This is a genomic window from Methylocaldum marinum (genome assembly GCF_003584645.1).
Taxonomy (GTDB): Bacteria; Pseudomonadota; Gammaproteobacteria; order Methylococcales; family Methylococcaceae; genus Methylocaldum; species Methylocaldum marinum.
Window position 1 is genome coordinate 3494680 of record NZ_AP017928.1, and the last position, 16562, is coordinate 3511241.

At 58.8% G+C, this 16562-nt stretch carries 14 protein-coding genes and 1 pseudogene; 12 read left to right on the forward strand and 3 right to left on the reverse strand.

Annotation, left to right across the window (positions count from 1 at the left end):
- Nucleotides 1-199 precede the first annotated feature (199 nt).
- A complete protein-coding gene (locus sS8_RS15340) occupies nt 200-541 on the forward strand; it encodes a zinc ribbon domain-containing protein YjdM (protein WP_119630371.1) in 342 nt (113 codons plus the stop codon).
- 297 nt (nt 542-838) lie between these two features.
- Here the strand turns inward: sS8_RS15340 and sS8_RS15345 are convergent, their stop codons facing one another.
- On the reverse strand, nt 839-1654 hold the full coding sequence (locus sS8_RS15345) for a tetratricopeptide repeat protein (RefSeq protein WP_119630372.1): 816 nt from the start codon (nt 1652-1654) through the stop codon (nt 839-841).
- A 69-nt stretch (nt 1655-1723) separates the two neighbouring features.
- The gene (locus tag sS8_RS15350; protein ID WP_145986552.1) at nt 1724-3940 is read right to left on the reverse strand and encodes a DNRLRE domain-containing protein; all 2217 of its coding nucleotides are present in this window, start codon (nt 3938-3940) and stop codon (nt 1724-1726) included.
- 374 nt (nt 3941-4314) lie between these two features.
- Here sS8_RS15350 and sS8_RS15355 point away from each other — a divergent pair, with 374 nt between their 5' ends.
- Together sS8_RS15355 and sS8_RS15360 are read left to right on the forward strand one after the other, a co-directional pair.
- Nucleotides 4315-5064 (forward strand): dienelactone hydrolase family protein, encoded by a 750-nt coding sequence (locus sS8_RS15355; protein ID WP_119630374.1) that lies wholly within the window; start codon nt 4315-4317, stop codon nt 5062-5064.
- A gap of 36 nt (nt 5065-5100) precedes the next feature.
- On the forward strand, nt 5101-5709 hold the full coding sequence (locus sS8_RS15360; RefSeq protein WP_119630375.1) for a hypothetical protein: 609 nt from the start codon (nt 5101-5103) through the stop codon (nt 5707-5709).
- A gap of 304 nt (nt 5710-6013) precedes the next feature.
- On the opposite strand, the gene sS8_RS15365 is transcribed toward sS8_RS15360, so the two are convergent.
- Complete coding sequence (locus tag sS8_RS15365; protein WP_197716537.1) at nt 6014-6172, reverse strand: hypothetical protein; 159 nt, start codon at nt 6170-6172, stop codon at nt 6014-6016.
- On the opposite strand from sS8_RS15365, the gene sS8_RS28705 reads away from it, so the two are divergent.
- The 9 genes and pseudogenes from sS8_RS28705 (at nt 6155) to sS8_RS28715 (ending at nt 16502) form a co-directional block, all read left to right on the forward strand.
- Entirely contained in the window at nt 6155-6664 is a 510-nt protein-coding gene (locus sS8_RS28705; RefSeq protein WP_197716538.1) for a helix-turn-helix domain-containing protein, read from the forward strand. The genes sS8_RS15365 and sS8_RS28705 overlap by 18 nt on opposite strands.
- Nucleotides 6665-6666: 2 nt before the next feature.
- A pseudogene (locus sS8_RS29575) lies at nt 6667-7614 on the forward strand (N-6 DNA methylase); the annotation flags it as partial.
- Between the two features lie 112 nt (nt 7615-7726).
- A complete protein-coding gene (locus sS8_RS29580; protein WP_269461512.1) occupies nt 7727-8758 on the forward strand; it encodes an N-6 DNA methylase in 1032 nt (343 codons plus the stop codon).
- The gene (locus sS8_RS15380; protein ID WP_119630377.1) at nt 8755-9984 is read left to right on the forward strand and encodes a restriction endonuclease subunit S; all 1230 of its coding nucleotides are present in this window, start codon (nt 8755-8757) and stop codon (nt 9982-9984) included. Before sS8_RS29580 ends, sS8_RS15380 begins: the two co-directional genes overlap by 4 nt.
- Complete coding sequence (locus sS8_RS15385) at nt 9981-10733, forward strand: transposase (RefSeq protein WP_232020328.1); 753 nt, start codon at nt 9981-9983, stop codon at nt 10731-10733. Before sS8_RS15380 ends, sS8_RS15385 begins: the two co-directional genes overlap by 4 nt.
- A 5-nt stretch (nt 10734-10738) precedes the next feature.
- On the forward strand, nt 10739-12160 hold the full coding sequence (locus tag sS8_RS15390; RefSeq protein WP_119630378.1) for an RNA-binding domain-containing protein: 1422 nt from the start codon (nt 10739-10741) through the stop codon (nt 12158-12160).
- Entirely contained in the window at nt 12157-15480 is a 3324-nt protein-coding gene (locus sS8_RS15395) for a type I restriction endonuclease subunit R (RefSeq protein WP_119630379.1), read from the forward strand. The genes sS8_RS15390 and sS8_RS15395 overlap by 4 nt, the downstream gene beginning before the upstream one ends.
- 18 nt (nt 15481-15498) lie before the next feature.
- Nucleotides 15499-15885 carry a Fic family protein gene (locus sS8_RS28710; protein ID WP_197716539.1) on the forward strand — a complete coding sequence of 129 codons (387 nt, stop codon included), beginning with the start codon at nt 15499-15501 and terminating at the stop codon, nt 15883-15885.
- Complete coding sequence (locus tag sS8_RS28715) at nt 15885-16502, forward strand: Fic family protein (protein WP_197716540.1); 618 nt, start codon at nt 15885-15887, stop codon at nt 16500-16502. Before sS8_RS28710 ends, sS8_RS28715 begins: the two co-directional genes overlap by 1 nt.
- The last annotated feature ends 60 nt before the right edge of the window (nt 16503-16562 follow it).

The following is a 16562-nucleotide window of genomic DNA, read 5'->3' on the forward strand; positions in this document are numbered from 1 at the left end:
GATGGGTCATCGGTGAGTGATGATGTGCGCCTAACCCACCCTACGAAAATTGGTGCCTTATTGAAAGCGATTTGGAATAAGTCGTCGGCAATCCGATAGCTCGGGAAAGAACTCCCGATCGACGTCGCGGTTCAGTGCGGCAATTTCCAATCCCTTAATCCCTTATAATGCACGCCCCTACTTATTTTTGAGCGGAATCATGTCCACTATCCCGGCTTGCCCCCAATGCACCTTGGAAAACACCTATCCGGACGGCGACAACTATGTGTGCGCCGACTGCGGCTATGAATGGCCGATCAACCCAACCACGGACACCGAGGACGACACGGATGCGGTGATCCGGGATGCCAACGGCAATGTGCTGTCCGACGGCGACTCGGTCGTGCTGATCAAGGATCTGAAAGTAAAGGGATCGTCCATCACCCTGAAAATGGGCACCAAGGTCAAGAGCATCCGCCTGGTCGGCGGAGATCACGAAGTGGACTGCAAGATGGATAACGGCAATTTCATGCTGAAGGCCTGCTTTCTGAAAAAGGTCTGATCGCCTCCTTTGATCGGATAAGTCTTTCGGAGCCCATCCCGGTAGTCCACACCCTTGGTTTTGAAATGTCTGTAATGCATCGCTTCGCGCGGAAGTATTCGTAGGTACCCGTCTGGGAAATCAAGACGAAAGCCACGGGCCGAGCGGCGTAATGTCGCGAAGGGATTCGCGACCTACAGCGGCACCGTCGTAGGTCGGCAATCCTTTGCCGACGAACCCCTTGACCCGGCGGAGGTGTCGGCAAAGGATTGCCGACCTACGTGTGCAATCTCGTTCCGCACAATTCATGGCATGTACTTAGTTCAACTCGGCCAGCAGCGAAGTTCGGAGATTCTCGACCGCCCGGATTTGTTTGCGGGAGCCCGGTAGCGCGTCGATTTCCCGGAGCGCGGCGGAGAACGTCCGCCTGGACTCGTCGCTGCGCGTGAGCGCCTTGAGGATCAATCCTTTTTTGTAAAGCAAAAAGGGAACGCGCTGGCGGCTTGCGAGCATGCGGTCGACCCGCTGCAAGGCCGATTCGTACCGTCCTTCTTCCATTTCCAGCATCAATGCCCGTTCGGCCAGTACGTGCAGGGGGCCGAGCCGCGCGATGCCGTCGTCCAGCACTTCCATGGCCTTGCCGGTTTTGCCGGCGGAGCGAAAGGCATCGGCCGCGTACAGCACGTGATCGGGTTTTACTTCCTTGGAAAGCTTGACGGCCGCCAAGTACGCCTCGGCCGCGGCCAACGGCTGATCCGATGCCGACAGAATCTCGCCGCTCAGCACCAGGCCGCGCGCCCTGGCGGCATCGTTTCCCGCTTTCCGGAGAAATCGCTGCACCGATGCCAGCGCGGCCTGCGGCTGGTTCAGCATAAGCTGCGCCTGGGCGAGATGGTAAAGGGCTTCGATCCGTTTCGGGGCCGATTTGATCGCCCGGGCGAAGTCGTCGCGCGCTTCATCGGCGTGACCGTCCTCGAGAAACAAGCGGCCGCGCTTTATGAGCAGTTCGGCGTTCTTGGGGTGATGGGCGAGTTCGTGATCGAGATCCCGAATGCGTTCGTGTACGTCGCCGTGGGACAGTGCGATGCCGGCGTATCCCAGCAGCGCGGTGAAAAGGATTGCTCGTGTCCGCATGATTTTTTCCGTCGTACGATAACCGCCGTGCACACGGTCTTATTGTCCGCATGCACGGCTTGCGGGGGACTATTGATAGTTCACCGTGAGTTTCGGCCGTTGCGCTTGGGTCCCGTATTCGGACGAGCGCAGATCGACGCCGTCGCTGCTGCCGTCGTCCACGATCATGAAACCGTTGTTCGCGGCCGATCCGCTGACCCAGCCCTGCACCAGCGAAATTCCGGCGCCGTTGAGCTGAACGGTGTGTCTTCCGGTCGAAGACGGCTGGAAGGTGCCGATCAGCGTCCCTTGGTTGTTCAGCGGATCAACCCCGTTCCAGGTAGCGCCGCCTTCGGTCCAGGCGGTGTCCGCCGCATACAGATTGTAGGTTCCGGCGCTGGCGTTCGAAACCTGCAGGGTCACCGTGGCGTTGGTCACGGTGGCGGTCGACGGAATCGAGGAAACGTCCCAGGCCATCAAGCCGACGAGGCGTCCGTTGCTGCCGTCCGAACCGTCGGCCAGAACCGCTGTGGAGGTGCCGTAGTGGGTGCCGGCCTTGCCGCTGGCGACATAGGTGTCCGCCGTGCCGGCATAGCCGTTCAGGCCGTCCTGCAACTGCGCCGTTTGCGGCTCCCCGCCGGCCAGGTACATGCCGGCATCGATGTTGGCGACGCTGCTGCCCGCGCTCGCGCCGAACACCGCCGTCTTGCCGTCGGCCGGATTCGCATCGCTGTCGACGCTGTCGCTCCCGCCCTGGTCCTGCGGCGAGAGGGTGCGTGCGCCCGCAAAGAACTGCGCATAATAGTTGCCGGCAGCCACGCTCGAGAATTGATAAGCGCCGCTGCTGTTGGTGATCTGCGTGGCCACCAGCGTGTCGGCGTCGCTGTAGAGCCGCACCTCGATCCCTTGCAGGAAGCTCTCACCGGTTTCGCGGATGCCGTCCGCGTCGGTATCCTGCCAGACCAGACCGCTCACATTCGCCAACTGCGGTGGGGTTCCGCCCTCCTTGGTCATGGTGAAGTAGTCGCGCACCGTCCCGTTGTTGTTGAGGAACTTGGCGTCCAGCGTCAGGCCGTTCACGTCCAGCACCATCGAACCCAGCTCATTCAGGGAAATGTACATGGCCGGATGATTCAAAGTGCCGCCGCTGGTTTTTCCCGAACTGCCGGCCACGGCGTACACGGCGCCCGCGTGCGCCACGCCGACGCCGGTCTTGGTATAGGCGCCGGTGCCGTCGGTGCGGCCGCTGCCCGACTGCACGACATGGGTCGCATCGCTGAAGGTCGACGACGAACCGTAATGGCCGTCGATGAATTTCGAGCGTTCATAGGAATGGCTGTGCCCGGTCAGAACCAGGTCGACGCCGTAATTTTCGAGGATCGGCAAGACGTTCTGACGCATCTGGGTCATGGCGGTATCGCTGTCGGAATCGTGCGAACCCTTGGAATACGGCGGGTGATGCCAGTAGGCGATGTTCCAGTCCGCACCGGAGGCCTGAAGATCGGACTCCAGCCAGCTCAGCATCGGGCCGCCGACCGAGCGGCTCGAGTCGTAAGAGTCGAGCACGATGAAATGGATATTGCCGTAATCGAAGGAATAATAGGCCTCGGTACCCGAGGCTACCCCGCCCGCTTCGGCGTTCCGCGGCAGCGAAAAGATCTGGTAATAGGGGCCGGTCTGCGTCGCCGAATCCGCCGAATGGCCGTCGTGATTGCCCAGGGTCGGCCAGGTCACGGACTGGCGGAGCATGTCCGGATACATGTTGAACATCTTCGACTGAAATTCGGCGTCGGTACCGTCGTTGTAGGCATTGTCGCCGAGCTGCAGCCATAAATGGGTGGGATTGGTCCCGGTGAAATTGCGATAAGCGTTGTACACGGCGGCCTGGTTGGAATTGCCGGTGCCGGCGTCGCCGATCACCCAGATTCGCGTCGGCTGCTGCGTGCCGGTGGTTGGCGCGGTGTGGAAATAGGTGTTGCTGTCACCACCCGAGAGCGTCTGCGTGGTGGAACCGATAGCGTAGTAATACTTGGTCTGCGGATCGAGTCCGCTCACCTGTACGATGTGCTCCGTGGTCGACGCCGCATCATCGAAAGTGAGCGTCAAATTCGTCGGGCTGGTGCCGACCCGCACGCGGCTGTTGGAAGCCACGTCCGAACGCCAGCGCACGATGACGCCGTGGGGTGTGCCAATCTGCAGATAGGGACCGCGAGTGAGCGATAACGCCAAGGCATCGTGGGCCAGCGTCGTCGTCATCAACACGGCTAGAGTCAATGTAAAAACGCGGACAAAGCTCGACGGTTTCATAAGTCACTCCCTGTTGATTGTAACAGGGCCGAGATGGTACGCAGCGCAGGTGACCGAACGGTGACAGGGAGGTGACGAAATGGGCTAGTATTATTGACCCGGCCCAAAATAACGTTCGCCCTGAGCTTGTCGAAGGGCACTCGGCTTGGGGCTTCGACAAGCTCGGCCCGAACGGAATCAATAGGGTATTTAAGGGCCGGATTAATAGCTCAGTTGCTACCGATCAACATCGTCGACGAAAATCCTTGGGGCACCGTTGAAATGAAAACGCCGATATCCCCCCTGGCGCGCGGCTTGCCACCCGGCAGCCTCGGCGCCGCTCGCGGCCGAACCGGCCGAAATGCCGCGCGCCGGATCGAGCCGGAGCGGAATCCATGAGCGCCGTTCCCGGTTTCGAAGAACAGTCCTTCTCCCATGGCGAATTTTCTTTCCGGATCTTCCGCAAAGGCACCGGACCCGGCGTCATTTTGCTGCACGAACTGCCGGGCTTGACGTCGGAAACGGTGGAATTCGCCGATTTCATCGCGGCAAACGGCTTTCATGTGGTCATGCCCCTGTTATTCGGTTCTCCTCTGCAACCCCTGAACCGTGGATTCCTGAAATCACCGCTGCTCTGCATTCGCCACGAATTCAATTGCTTCGCGAACGGGAAATCCAGCCCGATTACGGCGGCCTTGCGAGGCCTCTGCCGGAACGTTCATGCGGACTGCGGGGGCAAGGGCGTGGGTGCTATCGGCATGTGCTTCACCGGCGGTTTCGTCCTGACGATGATGCTGGAACCCGCGCTTTTGGCTCCCGTCGCTGCGCAGCCCAGCCTCCCGTTTTTCGACAAATGCGGGCTCGATGTGGAGCCCGACACGCTGAACGCAGTCGCCGAGCTCCCTTACGAAGTGACGCTGCTCGGCTTACGGTTCAAGCATGACCGTTTCTGTCCCGAACCGAGAATGGATCGGTTGCGGCAAACTTTTTCCGGCGCCACGACCTCCGGTGCGCCGCGGTTCGAGCTCGTGGAAATCCCCGGCGCCGGCCACTCCACGCTGACTTTCGAATATGAAGCCGCCTTGTCGCAGGGCATCGATACGCGGCGCCGAGTCCTGGACCATTTGCAAAGGCAGTTGCTGTAAAAACCTCGCGGGGCACAATAATTTCAGGAAAGCAAAATGACAGCCGAAACCGATATCTTCTACTGGAAGCTCATCCCGATCGTCACCGCATGCCTCTCATTGATCGTGATTTATGCGAACGCGCGTTTCGGAATAAGAAATAAACAGGCGGACCTGATCATTCATTTTCATAAGCAATTCGACGAATTGCAGAAGAAAAGAACCGAACTGCTAACGGCCCAGAGCGAGAAGGCCGCCGCCGTTCAAGGGGCTTGGTCGCAGCAGCGCATCGACGTCGAGGCCGACATGTTCTTCGATAGGTTTTGGAGCTTGCAATTCGATCAGTTCCTGGCCTGGTACGAAGGCTACGTGCCCAGCAGGCTCTACGTCTACTGGGTTTTCTCGCGCTGGCGCGAACTGCACAAGGTGACGGCCGAATGGAGCATTGCCGACAAAACGCTGAGCTCGACGCTCGACGAGTTGAGGCATCGTTGGCAGAACAATCCCGACAAGTCGTCTCGCTTGTCGACCCACGTGACCAAATTTCTCGGGCTGATGTATTCGCTGAAACAGAACGCCGCATCCGCCGACATCGACAAATACCTCCGCGAATACGGACCTTCGCCGGCTCGCCAACTGGCGCGGAAAATGTTCGGCGCATATTGAAAGCCGCCTTCGGGAGGCTTTTCGAAGCCGAATGCCGCATCGTCCAGCAATGCAGCGATGCTATGCCTGACCAGGGACCAGGGGTACCAAAAGGCTGAAATAGCAGCGACGACGAAGGCGCGAAACAGGGCCGGTACCAGCCCGACATGAGCAATGTCGAGGACAAGGGTTCGATTCCGCTCTGCTCCACCATTTAAAAAGAAAACCCGCCCACCAACCGCGTCCGATTGCTGGGCGGGTTTTCTTTTTCTGCGGATTGTCAGCGACTTACGCCGCTTTCCGGGTGTCGGCGCTACCGCCCCGATCACTCCCTTTTCGGGAAATCCGTCATCCCCCGCTTCTCTTTCGCCTCAAAATTCTCTGCATTCTTACCCCCATTCTCCGGACCTCGTCCGGTGTCCTGCATTTTTTCCTGCAATCGCTGTTCGGCGATTTCGTCGGCAAATTGGTTGATATTCTTCATGATTCCGTCAAACAAGTCGTCGATGTCCAGGGTCAGTCGCTTCTCGTTGTGGGTTCTGATTGCTTCCCTGCGGATTTACCAGGTGAAGTTGGAATGTGTCGGGGGGAATTTGAAATTGCCTTGATGCACGAGAATTTCCGCAAGGATTTCAAGGTCGCGCTTGACATTTGCGGCCCTATGGATGATATATCAAGTGATAAATCAGACATTATGAATGGCGCCGCCAGTACATCAGAAGATTCATCAAGGAGAAATCCATTGGACGAGCAACACAGTATGGCAAGGCTGGTCCGTGAGCTTCGGAAACTCACCGGCCTGACTCAGGAAAAGTTCGCAGCCAAACTCGGCGTGACCTTCCCCACGATCAACCGCTGGGAAAACGACCGCGCCAAGCCGTCGCCGCTGGCACTGGAAAAGATAGAGAGCCTGCTGCGCAGCCTGGGGGACAAGGGCGAAGCCCTGCATAAAACGTATTTTGGGAGGGAAGCGTAAGCATGGCCCACCTTGAACACATCGAAGCCATTGAAAAGCGGCTCTGGAGCGCGGCGGATACCCTGCGGGCCAACTCCAACTACGCCAGTAACGAATATTTCCTGCCGGTCATGGGCCTGGTCTTTCTGCGCCACGCCTACAGCCGCTTTCTGGGCGTTAAGGATGCTATCGAAGCGGGCCTGCCGACGCGCGGCGGCAAGACCCGGCCGCTGACCAAGGAGGATTTTTCGCAGAAGAGCGCCATTTTCCTGCAGCCCAAGGCCCAGTTCGACACCCTGGTGGCCCTGCCCGACAGCGCGGACCGCGTCAAGGCGATTATCGACGCCATGGAGTCCATCGAGGCCGACTACGAGAACCTGCGCGGCGTGCTGCCCAAGAGCGAGTATCAGGAGCTCGACAACGCCGTGCTCGGCCAGCTGCTGCGCACTCTCAACCCCGAGGAGCTCAAGCGCGTCTCCGGCGATGTCTTCGGCCGTATCTACGAATACTTCCTGACCCAGTTCACCGACCAGAAGGCCCACGACGGCGGCGAGTTCTTCACCCCGGTTTCGCTGGTCTCGCTGATCGCCAACGTCATCGAACCGGAGGGCGGCACGGTGCTCGACCCGGCCTGCGGCTCGGGCGGCATGTTCGTGCAGAGCGCCCGGGTGGTCGAGCGGCGCCACGAAAACCCCACCGAGAAGCTCACCTTCTACGGCCTGGAAAAGAACGCCACCACCATCCGCCTGGCCAAGATGAATCTGTCGGTGCATGGCCTGGAAGGCGACATCCAGAAATCGATCACCTACTACGAAGACCCCCACGAGCTGCTGCGCAAGGCCGACTTCGTCATGGCCAATCCGCCCTTCAATGTGGATGAGATCGACGCCGACAAGGTCAAGAGCGATCCGCGCCTGCCCTTCGGCCTGCCCGGTGTCAACAAGAAGGGCAAGGTCAGCAACGGCAACTACGTCTGGATCAGCTACTTCTACAGCTACCTGAACGAGCAGGGCCGGATTCGTCATGTCGTCCCAGGCCTCCAGCGCCGGGCGCGACCTGGTGGAGACCGGCGACGTGGACGTCATGGTCGCCATCCGCTCCAACTTCTTCTACACCCGCACCGTCCCCTGCGAGCTCTGGTTCCTCAACCGCGCCAAGCCCGAAGAGTACCGCGACAAGGTGCTGATGATCGACGCCCGCAACATTTATCGAAAAGTCACCCGTAAGATTTTCGACTTTTCCCCCGAGCAGGAGCAGAACATCCTGGCCATCGTCTGGCTCTACCGGGGCGAGACCGGGCGCTATCTCGATCTCGTGGCGGGCTACTGCCAGCGCATGCTGGCCGAGGGCGCGGCCTGCGTACGGGCGACCGGCGGGTCGCCCCTACCGGATTTCATCGGTGCGCTGACCACGCTGCGTGGCGCGGTCGAACCCTTCCTCAAGACTCTCGCCAAGGACGCGCCCCATGATGTACGGGCGACCGGCGGGTCGCCCCAACAGGAACTGGATGACGCCATCCCGCTGTTCAAGGCGGATGTGGATTCTTTCCGAAAGACCGTCAGTGAACAGCAGGCGGCCTGGGGGCAACAGAAGACCACCAACGGCGAGCTCAAGAAGGCCGTGGACCACCTTGCAACCCTGGCCGAGACCAGCCGTGATCTGGTTAAGCAGACCGACCTGCTCTACAAACTCGCCTGCCGCCTGATCGAAACCTGCGAGAACGAATGCAATGCCCGCGACAGCGACGCCTGGGCGGGCCGTGATATCACCCGCGCCCGCAAGGCGGCCGACGAGGCGCGCGCCCTGGCCGTGGAACAGCTCAAGCAGGTGCGCTACTTCTGGAAGCAGGCCCACTGGCTCACCGAACGTTTCCCCGAGGCGAAACTGCGCGATGTGGAAGGGCTGGTCAAACTGGTGGACCGGGCCGAGATCGAGGCCAACGACTGGAGCCTCACCCCCGGCCGTTATGTCGGAGTCGCGCCGGAAGAAGAGGACGAGGATTTCGACTTCGAGGAGGCCCTGCGCGATATTCATGTGGAGTTGGAGGACCTGAACGCCGAGGCGGTGCAACTGGCCGCGACGATCAAAAAGAATTTTGAGGAGCTGGGGGTATGACAAGCTCTGTGCTGACAGATTTTGAATTTGCCCCTTTCGATATCATTGATGGCGACCGGGGAAAGAATTACCCAAAGCAAAATGAATTTGCTTCTGAAGGGCACTGTCTTTTCTTGAGCGCGACCAATGTAACTAAAAGCGGTTTCGATTTTTCTGATTGCCAGTTCATCTCAGAACAGAAAGACGCAGCTCTCCGTAAAGGTAAGCTTCGTCGCGACGATGTCGTTTTAACAACAAGGGGCACAATAGGAAATTCGGCCTATTACAGTGACGTTGTTCAGTATGAACATATGAGAATTAACTCTGGAATGGTCATTCTGCGATGCGATACTGAAAATATTCTGCCCGTCTACCTTTACCATTTTCTAAGATCACCATCTTTTTTCGGCCAAGTTAATTCTTTGCGAAGTGGAGTTGCCCAACCGCAACTTCCGATTCGCGACATGAAGAAGATCAAACTTCCGTTACCATCAATCAAACTTCAGAGTCAAATTTCTTCGGTCCTCTCCGCCTACGACGACCTGATCGAGAACAACCGGCGGCGGATTCAGCTGCTGGAGCAGGCGGCGCGGCTGCTCTACAAGGAATGGTTCGTCCACCTCCGCTTCCCCGGCCACGAACACACCCAAATCATCGACGGCGTGCCGGAGGGGTGGCAAATTGGGACGATAGGTGACTTGGGAGAAGTCATAACTGGGAAGACTCCTAGCAAAAAGAAGCCAGAGAATTTCGGGAGCGATTTACCCTTCATCAAAACTCCAGACATGCACGGCAATGCAATTGTTGTTCATACAGAAGAATCGCTTTCGGAAGAAGGGGCTAAAACCCAAGCCAACAAGACACTACCACCACGGTCTATTCTTGTTTCTTGCATCGGGACAGTTGGAGCTGTGGCATTCAACGCTTCACCTGCACAAACTAACCAGCAGATCAATAGCATTGTACCTACCAGCGACTTAGTCACATATTGGGCTTACTTCATGGCTAAGGAATTGAAGCCTTTGCTTGAAGGAATGGGCGGCGGTGCGACCATGGCCAATGTGAACAAATCAAAATTTTCTGGGATTAAAGTTGTTATTCCATCCAAGCAACTGTTGAATCTGTTTTCTGATTTTGCCAAGCCAGTTTTTGATCAAATAGAGAACCTGACGATTGGTAATGCTCGACTAGCCAAAGCCCGCGACCTTCTCCTGCCCAAACTGATGAACGGGGAGGTGGCGGTATGAAAACCCTATCCTCTGCAATGCATGGCAAATACGATCCTGCCCAATGTACGGGCGACCGGCCGGTCGCCCCTACGGGTCGCGCCCCCGGCTGCGATCAGGGCCGGTCGCCCCAACGAAACCGCCGTTCCATCCGGCTCCAGGGATACGATTATTCCCAGGCCGGGGCCTATTTTGTCACCCTCTGCACCCACAACCGGGAATGTTTGTTCGGGGAAATCGTAAACGGCGAAATGCGGTTGAACGACGCAGGTCAGATTGTTGCCGGCGAATGGTTGAAAACCGCAGAAATCCGCGACGAAATCGAATTGGACGCATGGGTTGTGATGCCCAACCATTTTCACGGGATATTGGTGATTACCGATGGTAGGGGCGACCGGCCGGTCGCCCCCGTGGATGGGGTCGCCCCCATGAATGGCACCACGATATCGGGCGAACAGGGCGACCGGCGGGTCGCCCCTACGGGACCGCAACCACGGTCCATTGGTGCGGTCATGGCCGGGTTCAAATCCGCCGTCACCAAACGCATCAACGAATTGCGACAATCCCCCGGCGCGAAATTATGGCAGCGCAATTATTGGGAACACATCGTCCGCAATGAACCGGAATTGAACCGCATTCGGGAATACATCCACAACAACCCGGCGCAATGGGAATTGGACAAATTGCATCCATCACCCCTGTACGGGCGACCAGCCGGTCGCCCCAACGAAGTTCGGGAACCGATCGCCGAATATGGCATGGAGGCATAGATGGTATGAATCGGTCCGACCTCCTATCCCAAATCGCCCTCGGCGAAGACTCCACCCGCCAGTTCAAGGCGGATGTGAAGAATGCCGACTCCCTGGCCTCGGAGATGGCGGCTTTTGCCAACACCAATGGCGGCACCATCTTTATCGGTGTGGCTGACGACGGCTCGGTGTCTGGGTTATCGGCGCAGGATGTGGCCCGCATCAATCAGCTCATCAGCAATGCCGCCAGCCATCTGGTGCGCAGCCCTTTGGCGGTGCAGACTGAGAATGTGGCGCTGGAAAACGGCTGTATCGTCATCGTGCTGACCGTGCCCAAGGGGATCGACAAGCCTTACTTCGACAAGAACGGGGTGATCTGGCTCAAGGCCGGAGCCGACAAGCGGCGGGTGAACTCCAAGGAGGAACTGCGCCGCCTGTTTCAGTTCACCAACCAGTTTCACGCCGACGAACTGCCCACCAAGGCAGGCATCGACAAGCTGGATAAGCTGCGCTTTCGCGATTTCCTGCGGGATGTCTATAAACAGGAGTACCCCGATTCCCCCGCCGAGCTGACTCGGCTGCTGCAGAACATGAATCTGGCCACCGATGACGGCAGGTTGAACCTGGCCGGGGTGCTGCTGTTTGCCGAGCAGCCGGAATGGATCGTGCCGCAGTTTGTGGTCAAGGCGATCCGCTATCCCGGCAACAAAATTCACGCCACCGACTACCTCGACACCGAGGACTTTTCCGGCCCGCTGCCCAAGCTTTTTGAGGGTGCGCTCGCTTTTATCATGCGTAACCTGCACAAGGTGCAGGCCGGGCGCGGGGTGAATGCGCCTGGCCTGCCGGAGATTCCCGAGGCGGTTTTCGAGGAGCTGCTGGTCAATGCCCTGGTGCACCGGGATTACCTGGTCAGCGCCCCGATCCGCCTGTTTGTCTTCGACAACCGCATCGAGATCATCAGCCCCGGCCATCTGCCCAACAACCTGACGGTGGAGAAGATCCGGGCCGGAAACTCCAATATCCGCAACCCGATCCTGGTTTCCTATGTCGCCAAGGGGCTGCTGCCCTACCACGGGCTGGGTTCGGGCATCAAAAGGGCTCTGGAGAAATGGCCTACCATCGACTTTAGCGATGACCACGATGGCTGTTTGTTCACCGCCACGGTTCACCGGAAGGCGGTGGAAGAGCTGGAATTAGAGGATAAAGGTGCATTAAAGGTGCAGATAAAGGGGCGGCCCGCACCTTTAAAAGCATCTTTATCCGCGATTCAGGTGCAATTGCTGGATTTTATTCGTTCAAATCCGGCTATTTCCTATGACGAACTGGCGGAGATGACCCAAAAGGACCGCACCACCGTCATGCGTAATATAGGAAAACTGAAGGATGTTGGTATCCTGCGGCGTGTGGGCTCCAAAAAAACCGGCCACTGGGAGGTGATTGAATGACCCCCGCCCCCTACACCGAAGACACTCTCGTCCAGCAGACCACCGCCGAGTACCTGGAGAAGGAGCTTGGCTGGCAGTCGGTGTACGCCTACAACAACGAGGATTTCGGGCCGGACAGCCTGCTGGGCCGGGAATCGGACCGCGAGGTGGTGTTGACCCGCACCCTGCGGGCCAAGATCGAGGAACTGAATCCCGGACTACCGGCTTCGGCCTATGACGATGCTGTCCGCCAGATTGTCGCGGTTTCCGCCTCTCAAACCATGGCCGCCACCAATCGGGAGAAATACGAACTGATCAAGGACGGCGCGCAGGTCACCTTTCGCAACGCCAAGGACGAGCGGGTGCGCCAGCGGTTGCGGGTGTTCGATTTCGATAATCCCGAGAACAACCATTTCCTTTGTGTTCGAGAGCTGTGGTTGCGGGGTGATCTGTATCGCCGCCGGGCGGATATCGTCGGGTTCGTCAACGGTCTGCCGCTGCTGTTCATGGAGCTGAAGAACGTCAGCAAGGATATCCGCGCCGCCTACGAGCAGAACTTCCTGGACTACAAGGACACCGTCCCGCATCTGTTTCATCACAATGCCATGGTGGTGCTGGCCAACGGGGTGGATGCCAAACTCGGTTCGCTCACCAGCCGGTTCGAGCATTTCCACGAGTGGAAACGGTTGGCCGAGAATCAGCCGGGTGTGGTGGCCATGGAGACGCTGCTCAAGGGGGTCTGCGCGAAAGCCAATTTCCTGGACCTGGTGGAGAACTTCATTGTTTTCGACGACTCGGCCGGGGAATCGCGGAAGATTCTGGCCCGCAACCACCAGTTCCTCGGCGTCAACCGGGCCATCGAGGCGGTGCGCGACAGGAAGAGCCGGAACGGCAAGCTGGGGGTATTCTGGCATACCCAAGGGTCGGGCAAGAGCTATTCCATGGTGCTCTTCACCCGCAAGGTCCATCGCAAGCTGGGCGGCAACTTCACCTTCCTGATCCTCACCGACCGCGATGACCTGGATACGCAGATCTACAAGACCTTTGCCGGATGCGGCGTGGTGGACAACGACCGCGACCCGTGCCGGGCAGCGAGTGGCGAGCATCTCGCCCAGCTGCTGGCCCAGCACAAGTCGCATGTCTTTTCACTGATCCAGAAATTCAATCAGACCGTGGTCGAAGGGGATGCCTACTCCCGGCGTGACGATCTCATCGTTATCACCGACGAGGCCCACCGCACCCAGTACGGCACGCTGGCGCTCAACATGCGCAATGCCCTGCCAAACGCCAACTATATCGGTTTCACCGGCACGCCGCTCTTTAAGGACGACGAGATCACCCGACGGGTGTTCGGCGATTACGTCTCCACCTACGATTTCCAGCGGGCCGTGGAGGACAAGGCCACGGTGCCGCTCTACTACGACGCGCGTGGCGACAAACTCGGCGTGGCGGTCGGCGATCTGAACGAGCGGATCGCCGAGAAACTGGAAGAACTGGAGACGGGCGATATCGATGTGGAGCAGCGCCTGGAGCAGGAGCTCAAGCGCGACTATCACATCATCACGGCCGGGAAACGCCTCGACCAGGTTGCCCGCGATTTTGTGCGCCACTATTCCACGGCGTGGGAAACCGGCAAGGCGATGCTGGTCTGCATCGACAAGATCACCTGCGTCCGCATGCACAAGCTGATCGAGTTCTATTGGAACCAGAGAATCGGCGAGTTGGAAGCGCAGTTGCCCAAAGCCACGGATGAGCAGAACGACAAAATCGCCGGGAGCGATTTTGGACAGCCGGAGGCTGGCCCGAAGGGCGAACGCCAGGGATGGGGTGAGCAACAGTACCGGCGACGCCAGATCGAGTGGATGCGCCAGACGCAGATGGCGGTCGTGGTCAGCGAGGAACAGGGCGAGGTCGAGAAGTTCCGCAAGTGGGAGCTGGACATCACCCCGCACCGTCGCCTGATTAAGGAAGGCATCGACCTGCCCGAGGCGATGTGGAAACAGCCGCAGTTCCAGAACATGCAGCGGCTGTCATTGGACGATGCATTCAAGGTCGAGGAACACCCCTTTCGCGTCGCCATCGTCTGCGCCATGTGGCTGACCGGCTTTGACGTGCCCAGCCTCTCCACCCTGTACTTGGACAAGCCGCTCAAGGCGCACACGCTGATGCAGGCCATTGCCCGAGCAAACCGGGTGAGCGAAGGAAAGAACAACGGGATGATCGTCGATTACTGCGGCATCCTGAAGAATCTGCGCAAGGCGTTGGCGACCTTCGCCGGAATGGGCAATGACGGTCGCGATGGCGAGGGGGGCGAGACCGAACCGGCCAAGCCGGATGAAGACCTGCTGGCCAATCTTCGTGAAGCGATTGCCTTTGTCCGGGCTTTTCTGGAGGAGCGAAACGCGTCTTTGGACGAGATTACGGGGCAGACCGGTTTTGCCAGGAATGCGGCAATTCTCGCGGCCAAGGAGGCCGCGAACGAAAACGACGAGACGAGAAAACGCTTTGAAGTGATGTGCCGGGCGGTGTTCTCGAAGTTCAAGGCCTGCATCACCATCGAAGGAATCAATGATTGCCGGGGCGACTTCGACGCCATCAACATCGTCTATAAAAGCCTGCAACAGGACCGTGAGCAGGCGGATATCACCGATATCATCCGCCAGCTGCATCAGGTCGTGGATGAGGCGATTGAGACACAGACTGGGCCGGCTGTTGCCGAAGAGTTGCCACCATACGATATCAGCAAGATCGATTTCGACCGGTTGCGCCGGGAGTTCGAGCGCAGTCCGGCCAAGCGCACTACCGTGCAGAATCTGAAGACCGCCATCGAACAACGCTTGCAGCGTCTGCTCCAGCAGAATCCCTTGCGGACCGATTTTCAACGGCATTACGAGGGAATTGTCGCCGAGTACAACCGCGAGAAGGATCGCGTGACCATCGAGAAGACCTTTGAAGCGCTTCTGCAGATCATGGGCGAGATGGACGATGAGGAGAGCCGCGCCGTGCGGGAAGGGCTCGATGAGGAAAGTCTCGCCGTATTCGACTTGCTGAGAAAGCCAAACCTAACGTCTGGTGACATCAAACGCATCAAGGCGGTCGCCGTTGACCTGCTGGAAACGCTTAAGGCGGAAAAACTGCGGATCAATCATTGGCGCGACAAGGAATCCACCCGGGACGCGGTCCGTCTGACGATTCAGGACTATCTCTGGAGCGAGAACACCGGGTTGCCGGAGACCTATTCAGAGGATGACGTACGGGACAAGACTGAGGCGGTTTTCGTGCATGTGTTCCGGGCGTATCCCACGGTGCCATCACCCTACTACGCCGGCATGGCGTCGTAGAGAGTAGCGAAGGAAAACATGAAAAATCAGCCACCCCACACCATCACCCCGGAGATCCTGAATCGGGTCGCCGCGATCAGCGAGGCCATCGGGCGGTTGACCGTGCTCACCGATCAGGCGAGAGCGTTGCGACTGCGGCGTATCAACCGCGTCCGCACCATTCATGGCTCGCTGGCCATCGAGGGCAACACCCTGAGCGAAGCGCAGATCACCGCGATTCTGGAGGGAAAGCGCGTCATCGCCTCGCCCCGCGAGGTGCAGGAGGTGAAAAATGCCCTGGCTGCCTACGACCGCTTCGACACCTGGAAGCCCGAGGCGGAAAAGGACCTGCTGGAAGCGCACAGTTTTTTGATGTCCGGCCTGATCGACGAGGCGGGTATGTATCGACAGGGCGGCGTGGGGTGATGGCGGGCGACCAAGTGATCCATATGGCCCCGCCCGCCGACCGGGTGCCGCAACTGATGGGCGGCCTGTTCGCTTGGCTGGCCGCCACGGACACCCACTCGCTCGTCGCCAGCTCGGTCTTTCATTATGAATTCGAATTCATCCACCCTTTCGCCAACGGCAACGGCCGCATGGGGCGGCTGTGGCAGAGCCTGATTCTGGCCCGCTGGAATCCCCTGTTCGCCGACATCCCGGTGGAAAGCCTAATCTTCGAGCACCAGGCCGAGTATTACGCAGCGTTGCAGGAGAGTACCCGACAAACCAACTCCGCGCCGTTCATCTCCTTCATGCTGCGGATGATCCTGGATACCGTGACCACCTCGACCCCGGAAGTTGCGCCGGAAGTTACCCCGGAAGTCCGACTGCTCTCGGTCCTTACCGGCGAGATGACCCGGCAACAGCTCAAAAAGGCGCTCGGGCTGAAAGACGATGAGCATTTTCGTAAGGCTTATCTACTCCCCGCTTTGGAGGCCGGGTTTATTGAAATGGCCATCCCCGACAAGCCGCGCAGCAGCAAGCAGAAATACCGGCTGACCGACAAGGGCCGTCAGGTGATGGCCCAGCATGGCGGTGGATAACTCGCGACACGGCTTACCCGCACCAGGCCGTGAAAGTTGAAGAAAAAGCCTGTCTTTGCA

Coding starts and splice junctions, on each gene's coding strand:
- sS8_RS15390 (WP_119630378.1), top strand. CDS start 10,739: ATGAATCGGTCCGACCTCCTATCCCAAATCGCCCTCGGCGAAGACTCC.
- sS8_RS15395 (WP_119630379.1), top strand. CDS start 12,157: ATGACCCCCGCCCCCTACACCGAAGACACTCTCGTCCAGCAGACCACC.
- sS8_RS15355 (WP_119630374.1), top strand. CDS start 4,315: ATGAGCGCCGTTCCCGGTTTCGAAGAACAGTCCTTCTCCCATGGCGAA.
- sS8_RS15365 (WP_197716537.1), bottom strand. CDS start 6,172: ATGAAGAATATCAACCAATTTGCCGACGAAATCGCCGAACAGCGATTG.
- sS8_RS28710 (WP_197716539.1), top strand. CDS start 15,499: ATGAAAAATCAGCCACCCCACACCATCACCCCGGAGATCCTGAATCGG.
- sS8_RS15345 (WP_119630372.1), bottom strand. CDS start 1,654: ATGCGGACACGAGCAATCCTTTTCACCGCGCTGCTGGGATACGCCGGC.
- sS8_RS15340 (WP_119630371.1), top strand. CDS start 200: ATGTCCACTATCCCGGCTTGCCCCCAATGCACCTTGGAAAACACCTAT.
- sS8_RS28715 (WP_197716540.1), top strand. CDS start 15,885: ATGGCGGGCGACCAAGTGATCCATATGGCCCCGCCCGCCGACCGGGTG.
- sS8_RS29580 (WP_269461512.1), top strand. CDS start 7,727: ATGGTCGCCATCCGCTCCAACTTCTTCTACACCCGCACCGTCCCCTGC.
- sS8_RS15385 (WP_232020328.1), top strand. CDS start 9,981: ATGAAAACCCTATCCTCTGCAATGCATGGCAAATACGATCCTGCCCAA.
- sS8_RS15360 (WP_119630375.1), top strand. CDS start 5,101: ATGACAGCCGAAACCGATATCTTCTACTGGAAGCTCATCCCGATCGTC.
- sS8_RS15350 (WP_145986552.1), bottom strand. CDS start 3,940: ATGAAACCGTCGAGCTTTGTCCGCGTTTTTACATTGACTCTAGCCGTG.
- sS8_RS15380 (WP_119630377.1), top strand. CDS start 8,755: ATGACAAGCTCTGTGCTGACAGATTTTGAATTTGCCCCTTTCGATATC.